Origin of the sequence: Sulfobacillus harzensis (assembly GCF_012933365.1) — a bacterium.
GTDB lineage: Bacteria > Bacillota > Sulfobacillia > Sulfobacillales > Sulfobacillaceae > Sulfobacillus_B > Sulfobacillus_B harzensis.
The window spans coordinates 1-16,782 of sequence record NZ_JABBVZ010000024.1 but is presented as its reverse complement, the minus strand read 5'-3'; the positions used below and the strand labels follow the sequence as shown (position 1 = coordinate 16,782).

The 16,782-nt window shown below is 60.3% G+C and carries 20 protein-coding genes; 19 read left to right on the top strand and 1 reads right to left on the bottom strand.

From position 1 onward, the window contains the following. Positions 1-59: 59 nt before the first annotated feature. The 18 genes from HIJ39_RS09025 to HIJ39_RS08940 all read left to right on the top strand — a co-directional run bounded on the left by HIJ39_RS09025 (position 60) and on the right by HIJ39_RS08940 (position 15,968). A complete protein-coding gene (locus tag HIJ39_RS09025; protein ID WP_243239469.1) occupies positions 60-1,235 on the top strand; it encodes an outer membrane protein assembly factor BamB family protein in 1,176 nt (391 codons plus the stop codon). 47 nt (positions 1,236-1,282) lie between these two features. Continuing rightward, positions 1,283-1,660, top strand: a complete 378-nt coding sequence (sdhC, locus tag HIJ39_RS09020) for a succinate dehydrogenase, cytochrome b556 subunit (protein WP_169098862.1) — start codon at positions 1,283-1,285, stop codon at positions 1,658-1,660. Beyond that, positions 1,657-2,031 carry a succinate dehydrogenase, hydrophobic membrane anchor protein gene (gene sdhD, locus HIJ39_RS09015; RefSeq protein WP_169098860.1) on the top strand — a complete coding sequence of 125 codons (375 nt, stop codon included), beginning with the start codon at positions 1,657-1,659 and terminating at the stop codon, positions 2,029-2,031. Before sdhC ends, sdhD begins: the two co-directional genes overlap by 4 nt. Before the next feature lie 28 nt (positions 2,032-2,059). After that, positions 2,060-2,785: a succinate dehydrogenase iron-sulfur subunit gene (locus tag HIJ39_RS09010; protein WP_169098918.1), complete on the top strand. Its 726-nt coding sequence runs from the start codon at positions 2,060-2,062 to the stop codon at positions 2,783-2,785. Between the two features lie 2 nt (positions 2,786-2,787). Beyond that, entirely contained in the window at positions 2,788-4,476 is a 1,689-nt protein-coding gene (locus tag HIJ39_RS09005) for an FAD-binding protein (protein ID WP_169098916.1), read from the top strand. A 65-nt stretch (positions 4,477-4,541) separates the two neighbouring features. Beyond that, on the top strand, positions 4,542-4,991 hold the full coding sequence (locus HIJ39_RS09000; protein ID WP_169098858.1) for an RrF2 family transcriptional regulator: 450 nt from the start codon (positions 4,542-4,544) through the stop codon (positions 4,989-4,991). Between the two features lie 3 nt (positions 4,992-4,994). Beyond that, a complete protein-coding gene (mnmA, locus tag HIJ39_RS08995; RefSeq protein ID WP_169098856.1) occupies positions 4,995-6,056 on the top strand; it encodes a tRNA 2-thiouridine(34) synthase MnmA in 1,062 nt (353 codons plus the stop codon). A gap of 9 nt (positions 6,057-6,065) precedes the next feature. Beyond that, positions 6,066-6,554 (top strand): PRC-barrel domain-containing protein, encoded by a 489-nt coding sequence (locus HIJ39_RS08990; protein ID WP_169098854.1) that lies wholly within the window; start codon positions 6,066-6,068, stop codon positions 6,552-6,554. A gap of 20 nt (positions 6,555-6,574) precedes the next feature. Next, positions 6,575-6,766 carry a hypothetical protein gene (locus tag HIJ39_RS08985; protein ID WP_169098852.1) on the top strand — a complete coding sequence of 64 codons (192 nt, stop codon included), beginning with the start codon at positions 6,575-6,577 and terminating at the stop codon, positions 6,764-6,766. Continuing rightward, on the top strand, positions 6,763-6,951 hold the full coding sequence (locus HIJ39_RS08980) for a hypothetical protein (RefSeq protein ID WP_169098850.1): 189 nt from the start codon (positions 6,763-6,765) through the stop codon (positions 6,949-6,951). The genes HIJ39_RS08985 and HIJ39_RS08980 overlap by 4 nt, the downstream gene beginning before the upstream one ends. Next, positions 6,951-8,033 (top strand): AI-2E family transporter, encoded by a 1,083-nt coding sequence (locus tag HIJ39_RS08975; protein WP_169098848.1) that lies wholly within the window; start codon positions 6,951-6,953, stop codon positions 8,031-8,033. The genes HIJ39_RS08980 and HIJ39_RS08975 overlap by 1 nt, the downstream gene beginning before the upstream one ends. 32 nt (positions 8,034-8,065) lie before the next feature. Next, positions 8,066-10,681 (top strand): alanine--tRNA ligase, encoded by a 2,616-nt coding sequence (gene alaS, locus HIJ39_RS08970; RefSeq protein ID WP_169098846.1) that lies wholly within the window; start codon positions 8,066-8,068, stop codon positions 10,679-10,681. Between the two features lie 51 nt (positions 10,682-10,732). Beyond that, on the top strand, positions 10,733-11,008 hold the full coding sequence (locus HIJ39_RS08965; protein WP_169098844.1) for an IreB family regulatory phosphoprotein: 276 nt from the start codon (positions 10,733-10,735) through the stop codon (positions 11,006-11,008). Beyond that, entirely contained in the window at positions 10,971-11,747 is a 777-nt protein-coding gene (gene ruvX, locus HIJ39_RS08960; protein ID WP_338055126.1) for a Holliday junction resolvase RuvX, read from the top strand. Before HIJ39_RS08965 ends, ruvX begins: the two co-directional genes overlap by 38 nt. A 24-nt stretch (positions 11,748-11,771) precedes the next feature. After that, positions 11,772-12,812, top strand: a complete 1,041-nt coding sequence (mltG, locus tag HIJ39_RS08955) for an endolytic transglycosylase MltG (protein ID WP_169098840.1) — start codon at positions 11,772-11,774, stop codon at positions 12,810-12,812. A gap of 366 nt (positions 12,813-13,178) precedes the next feature. Further along, a complete protein-coding gene (locus HIJ39_RS08950; RefSeq protein WP_169098838.1) occupies positions 13,179-14,354 on the top strand; it encodes a hypothetical protein in 1,176 nt (391 codons plus the stop codon). A 50-nt stretch (positions 14,355-14,404) separates the two neighbouring features. Further along, complete coding sequence (locus HIJ39_RS08945) at positions 14,405-15,229, top strand: hypothetical protein (protein WP_169098836.1); 825 nt, start codon at positions 14,405-14,407, stop codon at positions 15,227-15,229. Beyond that, the gene (locus HIJ39_RS08940; RefSeq protein ID WP_169098834.1) at positions 15,216-15,968 is read left to right on the top strand and encodes an A/G-specific adenine glycosylase; all 753 of its coding nucleotides are present in this window, start codon (positions 15,216-15,218) and stop codon (positions 15,966-15,968) included. Before HIJ39_RS08945 ends, HIJ39_RS08940 begins: the two co-directional genes overlap by 14 nt. On the opposite strand, the gene HIJ39_RS08935 is transcribed toward HIJ39_RS08940, so the two are convergent. Continuing rightward, positions 15,920-16,177: a hypothetical protein gene (locus HIJ39_RS08935; RefSeq protein WP_169098832.1), complete on the bottom strand. Its 258-nt coding sequence runs from the start codon at positions 16,175-16,177 to the stop codon at positions 15,920-15,922. The genes HIJ39_RS08940 and HIJ39_RS08935 overlap by 49 nt on opposite strands. Before the next feature lie 68 nt (positions 16,178-16,245). On the opposite strand from HIJ39_RS08935, the gene HIJ39_RS08930 reads away from it, so the two are divergent. Continuing rightward, a partial coding sequence (locus HIJ39_RS08930) for a transposase (RefSeq protein ID WP_169098830.1) occupies positions 16,246-16,782 on the top strand: 537 nt, incomplete at its 3' end.

Genomic DNA, 16,782 nt, shown 5'->3' with positions numbered 1-16,782 from the left:
TGGGGGCGGCGGATCTGTTTTATCGGTTGAAATGATGTAAGAAAGGACAGGGATACGGGTTGAACCGAAAGCTTCAGCGAGCCAAGCGAACGGGCTGGGCCGTGGCGGCCATCGCGGCGACGGCGGGGGTGTTGTCGGCCTGCGGGTCGCCGTCCCCGTCTAGTCCCTCGCACCAGAAGACGCCCGCCAAGAAGACTGCACCCAAGAAGACAGCGCCTAAGTCCAGCCAGAAAACGGCGCTGGCCAAATTATGGCGGAGCCCGGGGCCGACGGCGGCATTGCCCGGCGACGTCTTGATTGCCGATTCGCATAACAACCGCATTCTCTTGGTAAACCCGCAGAAACAGATTGTCTGGCAGTATCCCAAGCCTGGACAGCCATCGGTGCTGCACGACGATGACGACGTATTCTTTGGTCCGCATTGGGACGAAATCATCACCAACCAAGAGGGCTATAACGTCGTCTCCGTTTTGAACTTCGCCACCGGTAAGGTCGTATGGAATTACGGGCATCCCGGATTGCCCGGGGATTTGCCCGGGTATCTTAACACCCCCGATGATGCCTTCTTGTTTGACACGCCGAAAGGCCAGCAGATTACTGTTGCGGACATCAAGAATCAACGCATCCTGTTTATTAATCGGAGTACCAGCGCCATTACCAAACAATATGGCGAAACCGGGGTAATGGCCGTCAACCCGCCGGTGAGCTATGCCGCCCCCAATGGCGACTTCCCGGCTCCAAACGGCGGAATGCTGGTGACGCAGATTGGCGGGAACGACGCCATCTTGCTCAACAAGCAGGGCCAGGTGCAGTGGACGGTGCACTTCCCGGGGCAGTTTTATTACCCGTCGGACGCTAATTTCACGCCCCATGGCAACATCATTGTCGCGTTTTACACCGACCCGGGTGCGGTGGTGGAGATGAGCCCCACGGGCAAGCTTGTCTGGGAGTATTCGGTTGCCCAAGGGCCGGGGATGCTGAATCATCCGTCGCTGGCCGTCAAGCTCAAAAACGGCAACGTGATGCTAAACGATGACTACAACGATCGGGTGATTGTCATCAATCCCAAGACCAATCAGATCGTCTGGCAGTACGGCCACACAGGTGTGCCGGGCACGGCGCCGGGCTATCTCGATATTCCGGACGGCATGGACTTTTTGCCCCCGGGCATCGTGCCGGGCGGCAAGAACCCCACCACCGGCCACCTGTGGAGTTACCCCGGAAACGGGTTATAGGTCATAAAGGACGCCTTCTGAGGAGATACTCTTCTTAGGAGGGGACCATGAGGCAAGCGAGCTACCGTATACGCGCCATCTATCGGACCGGAACCTGGGCATGGTTGTTGCACCGGGTGTCCGGTCTCTTAATTGTCGCCTATCTCTACTTTCATCTGATCGTGCTGTCCTCGGTGGTCTGGCCCGGTGGACCCAGGGCATTTAATCGGGTGGTGGCGGATTTGACCACCCCGCCCTTTATCGTGGCCGACTGGGCACTCTTTACCATCATTTTCTTTCATGCCTTAAATGGCATTCGCCTCCTGCTGCTGGATTTGGGATGGATGGTGGATCAGCAGAAGAAACTGTTTTGGGTGGCCATGGGCATCGGCGCGGTGCTGCTGGCGGGCTCCGTCGTCGCCATGCTGCCCCAGGTACGACTATGATGTCCCCCAATCGCCCGGGTGGGGCATGGCAGTGGTTTTTGCAACGGGTGTCGGCCGTGCTGCTGTTGGTGTTGGTGCTGGGTCATTTGTGGATTGAGCACTTTCTCCACTTAGGCTCGCGATTCTCCTACCAAGGTGTGGCCGCACGGTTGGTGCACGGGTTCTATGACGCCATCGACTATGCTCTTTTAGTTGTGGTGGTGTATCACGGCCTCAATGGGTTGTACCACGTGCTGACCGACCGGATGCACCGGGGGTCGGCGAGGCGCACCTTGGCCATTGGTTTGTCATTGGTGGGCATTGCTACGGTGGTGCTGGGCGCCGACATTTTGTCGGCCTTTTTGACGCCCCATCCGTGGTTCTTGCTTTAGGGGCGATGTCAGAAGGAGGTGAAGGGAACTGGATCCGGTACAGCTGGAAGTTCGTCGGTTTAACCCCGAGAGGGACAAAGATCCGCATTGGGAGCGCTTCACGGTCGAAAGTTATCCGGGGGATGTGGTGCTGGCCCTCCTGATGCGAGTGCGCGAGGAACAAGATGGGTCGCTAGCGTTTCGGGCGTCCTGCCGAAGCGGCATTTGCGGCTCGGATGGCATGGTGATTAACGGCTGGCCCCGACTCGCGTGCAAAACCCAGGTGGCGGAGGTCGCCGGGGACGGGCCTATCCGCCTCGAGCCGCTCTACAATCTGGCTTGCATAAAGGATCTGGTGGTTGACCAGACCCCGTTTTGGGACAAATTTCAATCCATCTTGCCATGGCTGATGCCCGATCCGCATGAGGAGGAACCGGTTGAGGAGCGCCGCATGACCTTGGAGCCGGAGGCCTTTGACATGTTGAGCAAGGCCTCAGACTGTATCTTCTGCCAGATTTGTTATGCGGCCTGTCCCATTGTGGGGCTGGACCCGGCCTTCACCGGGCCGCAAGCCCTCATCAAAGCGTATCGCTTTGAGGCAGACCCACGCGATGCCGGCACGGCCGAGCGTACCCCGACGTTAGACAACCCGGAGGGCGTCTGGCGCTGCCGCACCATTTTCAACTGTACCGAGGCCTGTCCGAAGGGCATTCCCATTACCCGCGGCATTCAGGTCCTAAAGCGCAGCATGGTCCGGGAGGGACTCACGCATTGACGGTGGAACAGGCAAAGCGTCTTCGCTATGACGTCATCGTAGTGGGAGCGGGATTGGCGGGTCTTCGGGCGGCTTTGGCCATTGACCCGGGATTAAAGGTGGTGGTGCTGTCCAAGGTCTATCCGGTGCGATCGCACTCGGTGGCGGCGCAGGGGGGCATCAATGCGGCTATTGATCCGAACGACCGATGGGAGGATCACGCGTTTGACACCATTAAGGGGAGCGACTATTTGGCCGATCAGGATGCCGCCGAGCTGATGTGCGAGGACGCACCCCGGGTGGTTTATGAGATGGAGCATTGGGGGACCTTGTTCTCCCGGCGAGAGGATGGTCGCATCGCCCAGCGTTCCTTTGGCGGCCAGGGTTATCCGCGGGCCTGCTATGCGGCCGATAAAACCGGCCGCGCCCTGTATCAAACCTTGTTCGAGCAGTCCATCAAGCACCAGGTGGATGTCTTGAAGGAGTTTTTTGTCCTGCAATTGGTGGTGCACGATGGGCGGGCGGCCGGGGTGGTGGCCTTGGATATTGCCACGGGAACGGTCGTGGGGCTGGAGGCCGGCGCCGTCATTTTTGCCACCGGTGGAGCCGGCATGATGTACGCGCGTACCACCAACCCCTATATCAACACCGGGGACGGCATGGCGGTGGCGCTCCGCGCAGGGGTTCCGCTGAAGGATATGGAGTTTGTCCAGTTCCACCCGACCACGCTCCCCGGCATGAATGTGCTCATCACCGAGGGGGCGCGCGGCGAGGGGGCTTACTTGGTCAACAAGCTCGGTGAGCGCTTCATGGAACGCTATGCGCCCAAGTTGATGGAGGTGGCGCCCCGCGACATTGTCTCCCGGGCCATCGAAATAGAGATTGATGAAGGCCGGGGATTTGACGGGGGCTATGTACATTTGGATTTGCGCCATCTCGGGGCCGATTTGATTCGTCACCGCCTCTCCGAGATTTATGACTTCTCGGTTAGTTATAAGGGCATTGACCCGACCAAAGAGCCTGTCCCGGTACAGCCAGGTCAGCACTACATGATGGGTGGCATTGCAACGGACAAATGGGGCCGCACGGCGCTCCCCGGCTTTTATGCCGCAGGAGAGTGCGCGGCCGTCTCCGTGCACGGCGCAAATCGCTTGGGGGCCAATTCTCTCTTGGACACGTTGGTGTTTGGGCGGCTCGCGGGACGGGAGGCGAGCCGCCACGTCCAGCAAAACGGCCCGGCATCCATTCCCGACGGGGTTCTCAAAGAGGCTCAGGAGTCCCTCCAGACCCTAAAATCGCGCGCCAGCGGCGAACACTATGGAACTATTCGCAAGGAACTCCGCGACACCATGACACGGTTGGTCGGCACGTTTCGCACCGAAAAACGGCTCTTAGAGGCCCAGCACAATGTCGCGTCGCTGCGGGAGCGATTGGCCCACGCCTCCTTGATGGATCGTGGCGCGGTCTTCAACTACGACTTGTTGGCCTTTTTAGAAACGGGATTTCTTCTCGATTTGGCCGAGACGGTGGTGGAAGGCGCCTTGCTGCGGCGCGAAAGCCGAGGGGCTCACGCTCGGCTCGACTACCCGAAGCGCAACGATCAAGAATTTCTTTGCCATTTTTTGTTTTCCCATGATCGCCAAGGGCGTTTGGCGATGAACCAGGAGCCGGTGGTGATTACCCATTATGAGCCAAAGGAGCGCACCTACTGAGGAGTCTGGTTGACCGGCGCTCTCGCTGGTGATACCCTAAAAGAAAGGATGGGGGGAGTGTGCCCATGTTTAGGGTGTCGAGTAAAGGGCGGTATGCGGTCAAGGCCATTTACGAATTAGCACTCCATGCTGGCCATGGACCGCTGACGGTCGGGAGCATTGCCACCGCCCAAAACATTCCCGAGCAATATTTGGAGCAATTAATGCCGCTTCTTAAACGGGCTGGCTTGGTCCGAGGGATGCGGGGTGCTCAGGGCGGTTATCAACTGGCCGGCGACCCCGCTATGATTTCGGTGCGGGACGTAGTCCAGGCCGTGGAAGGGCCCATTGTGGTTGCGGAATGTGCCGAAGCGGGTCCTGGATGCCTGGAAATGGATCATTGCATTGGACCGGACATTTGGACGCGAGTTCAAGAGGCCGTCGACGACGCGATGAGCCAAATTACACTGGATCGGCTGGTCCGAGAACAAGGGACTTCGCGGGGCGTTGCCGCGCGAGTCGGAGGAGGTGGATAACGGATGGGAAAGACGGTAGTCGTAGGTTTGAGCGGCGGCGTCGATTCCTCGGCGGCCGCCGCATTGTTGTTAGAAGAGGGATATGACGTGGTCGGCGTGACCATGCGCCATTTGCCGGCGGAGACCACCAACAGCTGTTGTGGCCTTGAGGCGATTGTGGATGCCCGCCGGGTGGCTAAGAAGCTCGGTATCCCGCATCACTTGGTGGACGTGGAGCAGCCGTTCTTCGAGCGGGTCATTGTACCCTTTGAGGAGGCCTACTTGAATGGCTTGACGCCCAATCCGTGCGCGCTCTGCAACCGCTACATCAAGTTTGGGGCGATGTGGGATTGGGCAAAATCTCAGGGGGCAGACTTTTTAGCCACCGGTCATTATGTGCGGGTTGAGGAGGAGAATGGACAGTTTCTCCTCAAGCGGGCCCTGGATCATAAGAAGGACCAGAGCTACTTGATGTACACGCTCGGTCAAGAGGATTTGCGTCATCTTAAGTTTCCGCTGGGCGGATTGACCAAGGCCGAGAGTCGGACCATCGCCGAAAGCCGGGGCTTGGTGACCGCGCATAAGCCGGACAGCCAGGAGTTGTGCTTTGTGCCCAAGAATGACTATCAGGGCTATCTCCGGGAGCACCGTCCGGAGGCGGAGGTGCCCGGCGATGTCGTGGATACCTCGGGCCAGGTGTTGGGGCGTCACCAGGGCATTGCCTTTTACACTGTCGGCCAGCGGCGAGGACTCGGGTTGGCGGGGGCGGAGCCGCGTTATGTGGTCGGCATCGACCGCGGCCGCAATCAGGTGATTGTGGGTTCGCGGGCGGAGGTAGAAAGCCTCGCCTGTCAGGTGGAGGCTGTCAATTACGTAGCAGGCGGCGTTCCAGATCTGCCGCTCGCAGGCCAAGCCAAGGTGCGCTATAACATGGAGCCGGCGCCGGCACGCTGGATTCCGGACGGCGACCAGGCCGAGGTGCGCTTTGATGATCCCCAGTGGGCCATCAGCCCCGGGCAGGTAGCGGTTTTGTATCAAGAGGATGTCTTGGTGGCGGGAGGGAAGATACGGCCAACCTCCCGCTAGGGGGAATGTATGGTTAGCGGTTGGCATGTGACCCATCTGCCGGTACGGCTGGCGGGGCAGCATCATGCGCGCCAGCTGGTGGAAGAGGTCGTGGTTTCGTGGGACGAGCTTCGCGTGACGGGGTTCGTCCTCACACCACGACTTCTTTCGTCCTGGTTTCTTATCGCCGACGAAGAGACGGTATCCGTGTCCACAACCGGGGTGGTGGCGGCAAGCCGCCAACCGCTGGAGAGGCGGACTCGCCGATGGCGCAAACAGGTGGTGCGTATGCAGCGGAGCATGCGCGGTCGTCCCGTCGTTGACCAGTGGGGGCGCCTGCAGGGACGGCTCAAGGATGTGCTTTTTGATGAAAGCAGCTTCCGCTTGGTGTCCCTCGTGGTGTCCCGCGGCATCTTAGGCGATTTGCTGAGCGGAGCCCTCATCGTGCCCATCAGCGAGCTGACGGAAGTTGCCCCCGGCGCGATTAAAATCTCCGCGCCTGGGGAACCCTTTCAGTAGGTACAAAGGGGGATAGCGCAGTGGACAAGGATCCATTATGCCCCGCGTGTGCGGGCAAAAACGTCGGTCGTGTGGGCACCGGTCAATTCTATTGTTGGGACTGCTACATTGAGTTTTCGATGGGGCACAAGGGTGTCCGCATGTACCGGGTGGAACTTGACGGCGAACTCTCCCGGATTGAGCCGGAAGGCTTGGAAGGGGTAATGTCATGAAGCGCTATGTGTCGGGAATGGTTACAGGCTCGCTGATGGGCGCCGTGGTGGCGGGTTTTTGGCTGCTCCGGCGGAACCGTCGGCCCATGTGGAGACAAGCTCGCCGTCTGGCTCCCTCCGCCTATCGCGTGGCGCGCTATGGCGGAAGCCGCTTGGTCCACTTGGCTAAACGCCGCCTCAGCTAATGGTGCGGTGGGACCCCGAGAAACGAAGCCCTCGGCGCTGGTACCGCTGGGGGCTTCTGATTGTATCGCTGGTGGGCTTCATCTGGCTGTTGGTGGTGGTACGCCCCATCCTGCTACCCTTCATCCTGGCGTTGGTGCTGGCATATCTAATGGCCCCGCTGGTAGACTTGCTGGCCCGGTATGGTCTCGATCGGGCGGTGGCAATTCTGCTGGTCTATTCGCTGGTGGGGCTGGTTATTACCGCATTGGTGATCTATATGGTGCCGGTGCTGCTGCAAGAAAGTGTGCGTCTCATTAAATACGTGCCGACGCTGGCGCAGGGCGTCCAGTCAACCTGGGACTATTGGCTCACCCGTTTTCATCAGCAACCGATGCCGCCAGCCATTCGGAGCGCCATCACCGGAACCGGCAAACATCTACAAAACCGCCTGTCGACAGGGCTCAAGGGGATTTTGCACACGGTCTTCGGTCTTGTTCCGGGAGTCTTGTCGGTGATTATCGCCCCGGTGCTGGGCTTTTATGTCCTAAAGGACCTCGACCGGATTCGCGAACGGGTTTGGGCCATCGTGCCGGTGGATTGGCAAGGCGCCGTCTACAAACTAGGCTTCGACATCGACCGCGCCCTCAACGGCTACATTCGCGGCCAATTGATGGTGGCTCTGGTGGTCGGGGTGCTGTCCGCGCTGTGGACGTTCATCCTCGGCATTCCGTTTGCCCCCTTGATTGGGGCGGTGGCGGCCGTCACCGACGTCATCCCCTACGTCGGGCCCATCGCCGGTGCAATTCCGGCCATCTTGTTGGGCCTAACTCGGTCGCCCTTTGTGTCGATGTACGCGGTGATTGGCTTTGTGGTGATTCACCAGCTGGAGGGCACCGTGATCTCCCCAAAGGTAGTGGGGGAGTCGGTCGGGTTGCACCCGTTGGTCGTGATTTTCGCCATTTTCGCTGGCGGGGCCATCGGGGGTTTTGCCGGTCTGCTCATCGGGGTGCCGGCGGCGGCCGTTTTGAAAGTGGTGCTGGCTCATCTCTACCGGCGTCTGACGGTGCCCCTTGACCATAAATCGGCGCCATCGGTACAATAAGGCATCATGCGGAAATAGAGGGAGGCGCCTAGGTGCAGGCAGCCGTCATTCGACAGAAATTTTTGCGCTTTTTTGAAGACCATGGGCATCAGGTGGTTCCCAGCGCCCCGATTGTTCCAGCCGGCGATCCGACATTGTTGTTTACCGCCGCGGGCATGGTGCAGTTTAAAGATGTCTTTCTGGGACTCGAGCAGCGGTCCTACCGCCGCGCCGTGAGTGTGCAGAAATGCATGCGGGCGGGCGGAAAACATAACGATTTGGATCAAGTGGGGGTGACCGCCCGCCATCAGACATTCTTTGAGATGTTGGGCAACTTCTCCTTTGGCGACTATTTCAAGGAAGAGGCCATCCGGCTTGCTTGGGGATTTTTGTTGGGCGAGTTGGGGTTGTCCCCGGATGTGTTGTGGGTCACCGTGTTTGAGACCGACGACGAGGCCTATCAATTGTGGCAGGAGGTCGCCGGGGTGTCGCCCGACCGGATTGTCCGCCTGGGCGCTCACGACAACTTCTGGGCCATGGGCGATACGGGGCCCTGCGGCCCCTGCAGCGAAATTTACGTGGACCGGGGACCCGAGCATGCCTGCGGTCCCCATTGCGGGCTGGGGCAATGCGAATGCGACCGCTTCACGGAAATTTGGAATCTCGTCTTTATGCAATATGACCGGGATGCCGAGGGGGAGTTGATGCCCCTTCCCAGGCCCAGCATCGATACTGGGATGGGGCTGGACCGGGTGGCCGCCTACATGCAAGGCGTGGATTCGAATTTTGAGACCGATCTCTTTCGCCCCATTATTGCGGCCATCGAAAAACTTTCCGGAGCATCGTATGCGCCCGGTCCAGAGGGCATGCCGTTTCGGGTGATTGCCGATCATATCCGCGCCATCACCTTCTTATTGGCGGAAGGCGTCTCCTTCAGCAATGAGGGCCGCGGCTACGTGATGCGCCGCATCTTGCGCCGCGCCATGCGCTTTGGCATGATGCTGGGATTTGAGGAACCCTTCTTGTATCAGCTGGTGCCTCAAGTTGGACGGGTCATGGGCGAGGCCTATCCCGAGGTGGTCAATGGCGAGGACTCCATTCAGGCGTTAGTCCAGCAGGAGGAGCAGCGCTTTTTGTCGACCCTGTCAGCGGGCCTGCGCGTCTTGGAGCAAAAGCTGGAGGAAATTCCCGCGGGCGGCGTGTTGTCGGGAGCGGACGCCTTTCAACTCTATGACACCTTTGGCTTTCCGCTCGACTTGACTCGCGACGCCGCCTTGGAACGGGGCATCGGGGTGGACGAGGCGGCTTTCGATCAATTGATGGCCGAACAGCGGGAGCGCGCCCGGCAGAACCGCGCCCGCATGGCGGAACTGTTGCCGGAGCAGGCGGCCAGCGAGTTTCTAGGCTACGAGACCTTGGTGTTGAATGATGAGCCCCTTCAAGCGCTTTATGTGGAGCGGGACCCGGTGACACGCCTGGAAGCGGGAATGTCCGGGATTGTCTATCTCGCCCGGACGCCGTTTTATCCTGAAGGTGGCGGGCAGGTGGGGGATGTGGGCCTCATGACCTCGGAGACCGGAAAGGCCCGGGTGGTGGACACTGTTAAGTCGGGCTCCGCCATTTATCACCTGGTGGAGGTGGACGAGGGATTTTTGGCTCAAGGCCAGCCGACGTATTTGCGGGTGGACGAAGACCGCCGGCATGGCGCCATGCGAAACCACACCGGCACCCATTTGCTGCATGCGGCACTTCGGGACGTGCTCGGCCAAGAGGTGCACCAGACCGGCTCGTTGGTGGCTCCCGACCGCCTCCGGTTCGACTTCGCCTATCCGAAAGCGCTCACCGCGGAGCAGATTGAGGCAATTGAGGACCTGGTGAACCGCTGGGTGTTGGCCGACATTCCGGTAAGCATTGATTTTCTCTCCAAGGATGAGGCGTTAAAACGGGGTGCGTTAGCCTTTTTCGGGGATAAATACGGAGAGACAGTGCGGGTCATTACCGTTCCCGGAGCGAGTCAGGAGCTTTGTGGCGGAACGCACTGCAGCCGTACCGGACAAATCGGGCTCTTCGCCATTGTCGAGGAAGCATCGGTGGGGGGCGGATCACGGCGCATTGAGGCCGTGACCGGGATGAACGCCCTTCGGGCTTTTCGCCGTCAGCGGCAGGTGATTGGCGATTTGCAACAAGTCATGGTCGGCACACCGGAACCCGAGTTGGTCTCACGGGTGGCGGCCCTCCAGGAGGAGGTCAAGCGGCTCGATGCCCTGCGTCAGGAGACGGAGCGCCGCGAGAGGGCCAAACTGGGACGGGATTTAGCCGACCAGGTAGCGCCCGTGGGTCCCGTCAAGTTTTTGGTGGCCGAGGTTGATGCCGACTCCCCGGAGGCGCTCCGCGAAGTGCTGGACGGCGCCAAAACCGTGGTGGACGGGGCCATTTTGGCGGCGCGCCATGGAGAGCGGGCCTCGTTGCTGGTCTATTTTGGGGACCAAATTCGTCTCCAAGGGCATCAAGCCCGGCAGTTGGTCAAGCCGCTCAGTCAAATTATTGGCGGCGGTGGCGGGGGCCGAGACGACCTCGCCCAGGCGGGCGGCAAGAAGCCTGATGCCATTCCGGCACTATTGCAGGAAGCGCGCCAGTGGGTGGACAAAACCTTTGGCATGGCAGGATAATTTAGGCACAAGGGCGAAGAAGGGGACCCGAAGGGGAAAGGATGTGGGAGGATGAGCATGTCGGACGAAACCCGGCGTCTCGGCGATTACCACGACCAAGAAAAAGAGGCCGATATGGTCCTCCGCGAAGTGTACGGGGCTCTCAAGGCCAAAGGGTACAATCCCATCAGCCAACTGGTCGGCTACCTGCTGTCCGGTGACCCGGCCTATATTACGAGCCACATGGGAGCACGCAACATGATTCGTCGGCTGGAGCGGGATGAGCTGCTAGAGGAGCTCTTGCGCCACTATGTGCGCCATCTGGAAATTGCCTCCACGGATGGCTGAACGCATAATGGGGCTGGACGTGGGGGATAAATGGATCGGGGTGGCAGTCAGCGACGAGACCGGTCTCATCGCCAACGCCTTGAAGCCGGTCCGCCGTCAGAATCTCCCCAGCGATTTGGAGCAAATTGCTCAACTGGCCGATGTATGGAATGTGGGACAAATTGTGGTAGGATTGCCTTTGAACATGAATGCGACCGTCGGACCGCAAGCCCAAAAGACGCTCAACTTTGTTGATCGGCTGAAGCGCATGGTCCCCGTGCCCGTGAGTACATGGGACGAGCGCCTTACCACCCAGCAGGCGGAACGCATCTTGATTCAACAGGAGGTGCGCCGTGAGAACCGCAAGGCGGTGATTGACGGCGTGGCGGCCAGTTTAATATTGCAAGCGTATCTGGACCATGCGCGCATGGTGCGGACAAGAGAGGAGACTCACATGGCTGACGACAAAGATTTTGAAGCCGGTTTTTCCGAAGAAGAGGACGAAATCATTACCCTCACCGACGACGAAGGCAAGGAGCATGAGTTCGTGGTGGTTGACGTGATTGAAGTCAACCAGAAGGAGTATGCTATCTTACTGCCCATTGACACCGAGGAGGACGAGGAAGCCGAGGCGGTTATCTTGCGGCTGGAGAAAGATGCGGACGGAGACGACGTCTTGGTGGACATTGAATCGGAGGAAGAGTGGGAGCAAGTCGCCCAAGCTTACGAAGAGCTGTTGGATGATGAAGGTGAGGAATAGCGGCAGCGTCGTGGCCGCGAGTCGGTGATTGAGCCATATATGGGTCGTCAGCGCCGGCGGCGTCCCACCTGGGGGCTTTGGGCAGGGGCGGCTCTGGTGGCCGCCTTTTTTGTGGCGCTGTGGGTGGTCAGCCAGTTTAAGCCCAAAGATCCCGGCAGTCGGGCGGTTCGCTATGTGACTGTGGCTCCGGGATCGACGGCGGATGAGGTGGCGTTAACGCTACAGCGCGCCGGGGTCATTAAGAGTGTGTGGCCGTTCGAGATCCTAAGCCGTTGGGACAAGTCCTCCACCCGTTTGACGGCGGGCGTCTATCGGCTGTCGCCCAGCATGCCGCTGAGCACGATTCTGGACAAGATCACGCGGGGTGAGACGGCAGTTGTTCGCGTGGCCATTCCCGAAGGGGCGACGGTTCAGGAGATTGTGGCCCGCCTGGTTCGGGCGCACATTGGCCATCTGAACCAATATCAGGCTCTGGAACGGCATCCGCTCCCGGGCATGCCGGCGCCCGCAAAAGGAGTGCGGGATCCGCTCGAGGGGTATTTATTCCCGGCCACCTATAGTTTTCCTTATGGAACCACCCCGCGTGAGGCGCTGACTACCATGTGGCGCACCTTCCAACATCGGGTGGAAAAAGGATTATATGCGCATAGCCACAGCAAGCTCACCTTGGCCCAATGGGTGACGCTGGCCTCCATTGTGCAGGCCGAAGATTCGTCCGGCACCCAGGCCACCGACGTTGCGGCGGTGTTTTACAATCGTCTGGCGGCGGGGATGCGCTTTCAATCGGATGCCACGGTGCGCTACGCCATCGGCCATCCGGTGGCAGGCGGCCTCACTCTGAACGACCTTACCGTGGCGTCGCCCTACAACACCTACCAGCATGCTGGCCTTCCCCCGGGCCCCATCGACAATCCGGGTCTGGCCATTTTGAAGGCCTCGTTGCGTCCCGCGCGGGTGTCCTATCTCTACTTTTTGTCATTGCGAAACGGCCAGATTCTCTTTGCCACAACCTATCAGCAGCATTTGGCCAATATCGCCAAAGCGAACGCCACGCACGGCCAATAAGGTACCCCGAACGATTAAAGCTGGTGCCTGAAGCGCCAATAGCGTCATTCGGGCGCTATTTCTCCTGGTCCCGCCCCTGTGGGCTTCCAAACGTCGGTCGGGCCCGTTGCCTGAGTTCCCGGCGTGTATGGGCTTTTGCCATTCCCGAATCCCCGGTGACACGGCGATCCGAGACGATCTCTAATGGCACGCGCTTAGCTGAAATGTGGCAGTTGCGCGAGGCCGGAATGCCTTAACTTAGGGAGAGGAAACCGACACCCCCGGGGGTGCAACGGATCGCGACCTTACGGATTCAATGCCTACCTGTTTGAAATAGGCTAAAACGGGAAACACTTCCTTTAGAAACTAAAGGAGGTTGTTTCATTCGTGGCGTGGAATCATCGTTTGACCGTGGCGTCCTCGTCGGCAGGGATAGCGGCACTTTTGGCAGTCGCAGCTCTGTTGGTGTTCCGGCTGTCGCACTTGGCCATCTCTGGCCCAAGCCAGGCCGTCATGGAGGGCGAAGTTCTGTCCGGGCCGGTTACCGGGCAAGGCGGGGCGCTCTTAACCCGCTCGAGGTCCCAAACGGCGCTCCTCATTGATCCGAGTGAGCTTCAGGCTCCCATTAAGGCAGACATACAGTCGCAGTTGGGAATCCGACTGGGCGCCAAACCCCGGCTGCAGCCCGTGTCCGGCGCCGTGGCCAAGCGTTGGCAGGCGCGGCACTTCGCCGGAGTGACGGTGGTCGAGGTCAAAACGTGGGTGCCGAAAGCGGGCATATCCCCCCGCATTTTAGACTTCGCGAGCCAGCTTACCCGTCAGAGCCCGGCAGTCTACCAGGAGCGCGGAAGGGTTTGGGAGCCGCTTCAGCAGCACGCGACGCACACCACGCTCAATCTCTCTCTGTCGCAATCGCTGACACCTTTGGCGCGCGATGGCGCCATCTGGGTGCTGGGCAAAGACGGCCAAGTCTTGGCGGCAGCCGGACCCTGGAACAGCCTTTGGCAGTCCCGCCCGGTGGGGCTGGCGGCTTTGCCGCCCTTAATGTCTTTGGCCTCGTCCCGGTCCCAGCTGCAATCGGCGCTGGCGGGGGCTCACAGCCTCAATCAGATCGGCCAGCTATGGGGCGCGTCGGCTATCCGACAGGCACTAAATACCTTGGGATTTGGGCACTTTAGGATTGATTCTCGACGTCTTGCATCGGCGAGCCTGCCACGGCAGCCGGGACCCGCCACCGTGACCACGGGCGAGGGGCTGATGGCGTCGCCGGCACAGGTTGCCCGTGCTTATCTACCCTTGATAGACCAAGGGCGGTTGCCGGCCTTGGCGATGGTCCCCGGAACCGCTAAGGCGGCTGGGCATCCGGTTGTGGACGGCACGGCTCGACGCGCGGTGGTAGGTGGGTTGCCGGCCATTCGGGAGGATGGCGTGAGCATGCGGCTTTGGAGACCCGCCGGGGCGCCAGCTGTGGTTTTAGACGCGCGGGGCGGCCGCGTGGCGGTGTTAAGTACCGGCTCGGCGTCCAACGCCTTGCTGGTGGCCGCGCTTCTGGCCTCCTCATAACAGCAGGAAAATCGACGCTCGGGGCAGAACCTTTGCGATAGAGGTGCAAAATGAGCCAGATACGTTACCCCGTGCGTATTGGACTGGGCGGGTGGTTGGCGTTCGGCCTCTGGGGCTGGATTCTGCCGCTCGCCGCGTTTTGGGTTTGGACTGGACTTCAGACACGGCTGGGATGGACCCGAGCCACCGTCGAGAGCGTGGCCGCACTGGCCGCCATTACGGCGGCTCGGTTCGTCGGTCTTTCTTTATATCACCGGCTCTTGGCCAACCGCTGGCCCGTGACGGTGGTATGGGACGGGGCCCAGATAGTCTCGCTGCCCACCGATAAAAACTTCCCCTTCTTGGCGTCCGTGGCCTTGCCATTTGGCCTGGTGATGGGGGTCGTCGCCAATTTGATGGGCTGGAGCGCCGTCATTCCCGACCGTTGGTTTTGGCTGTTGCTGGGCGCCCCCTTGGCGTCGCTGGCATTTGTGGCCGGCTCGCTCTTTTTATACAATCGGGTGGCGTCCCCCTGGTTGGGAGCCATCCAAGTGACGGCCGACCAGGGTGATGGGCGCATGCGGGCGATTGCCTTTCAGGCCGCGTCGGTGCGCCGGGCGACCCATTTGATCGTGTTTTTATGGGTGGGGGCCGTGACGGTGGTCATCGCGCTGTTGGGTGGCAGTCTTCTGACGGTGCTGGCCCGACATATCCCTGCGGGGATATTTGGCTTGGAAGCGGGGGGGTTTGCGGTAGCGGTGGCGTTGTTTTTGGGCTTTTGGGGAAGCGCCTTGCTGGGCATCTGGTATGCTGCGGGAGCACGTGTATATCGTATCTGGCAGAATGGCGGCGGCGGCATTTGGTGGCAGGAGGCCGGGTCCCATGAAGCGAGTTAAATATCGAGCTGCCGTCGACGATGACCCCTTGGAGGGGTTTCGGGAGGCGGTTTTAGGCTGGTATGACCAGCATGGGCGGAATTTGCCTTGGCGGCGAACCCGGGATCCCTACGCAATTATCGTGTCAGAAATCATGCTACACCAAACTACTGTAGCCACGGTGGCCCCGGTTTATGAGGAGTTCATGCAGCGTTTTCCGACGGTTCAGGCGCTCCATGAAGCCGCGTTGGAGGAGGTGAAAGCCATCACCGACCCGCTCGGATATAAGGTCCGTGGGCGTTGGCTGAAGGATATTGCCCGCGCGGTGGTGGAAGAACGCGGCGGCATCTGGCCTGACAGTGTGGAGGAATTGATGACCCTTCCCGGGGTGGGGCGGTATACGGCGGGTGCCGTGGCCTCATTCGCCCTGGGGATTGATGCGCCGATTCTAGACACCAATGTCAAGCGGGTATTGGGCCGATATTTCGGGATTGACTACAAGAATTCACGGGCCGAGACGCAACACGTGTTGTGGGCCCTGGCTGAAGCGGTGGTCCCGGAAGGTCAGGCCAGCCGCTTCAATCAGGCGTTAATGGATTTCGGGGCCATGCTGTGCACAGCACGAAAGCCGCTCTGCCTTCTCTGCCCAGCCCGCGTCCACTGTCAGTCCGGGGGCGTGGAGGCGGGTCAAGCCGCCGAAGCTCCCTTCACCTATCGCTTGTTGCCCCGGGACGAGGAATCGTCGGACAGCGCTTCCTGAATCGTGGGCCAGGCGTCCTCCATGGCCCGCCATCCCGCCTCCACCAGATGGCGATAGTCGGAGAAGCCCATAAAGGGCACTCCGGACGTTTTGGGCCGAACGGTGACGTGGGCAACCTCGGCATCGCGAAGGCGCGACAAGGTTTCAGTCGCATTGTCAAGGCCAATTTGAAAATCACCAAAAAGGCCAATAGGAAATGGCTCTTGCACACTTTTGGTGAAAGAGGAATATTGGTAACAAATGTCAAAAGGACATGCCACCTTTGGGAGGTGTGAACATGTCCTTGTTTAGTGTACCAGAGTATCCTGGGATGCGCGTGACGTTGGTGCGGGGGACGGACCAACCCGTCCAGGTCGTGGTGGAATCGGTGGCGCATCGGGCCCCCTGTCCCGCGTGTGGGCAGTGGAGCGCCCAAATCCATAGCCAATACACGCGCCACCTGCAGGAACTTCCCGTCGGGTCGTTGACGGTCGCCGTGGAACTATGGGTTCACCGATTTGTCTGCCCGACACCCACGTGTTCTCAGCACATTTTTTGCGAGCGGGTCCCCTGGGCGCCGCCCCATCAACGACGCACGACCATGTGTACCGCGCGGCTCTTGGCCTGGGCGTGGGATATGACCGCGGTCGCCACGTGCCGGGTGGCCGCCGCGGAAGGGATTGCGGTCAGCCGATCCACCATTAACCGGCTCCTCGTGCGCACGGCGGCCGTCGCCGGCGGAGGCGACGACCCGCCGACGGCCTTGACCATCATCGGCGTGGATGATTGGGCGTGGAAAAAAGGCCAGCGCTACGGGACCCTAATCGTCGATTTG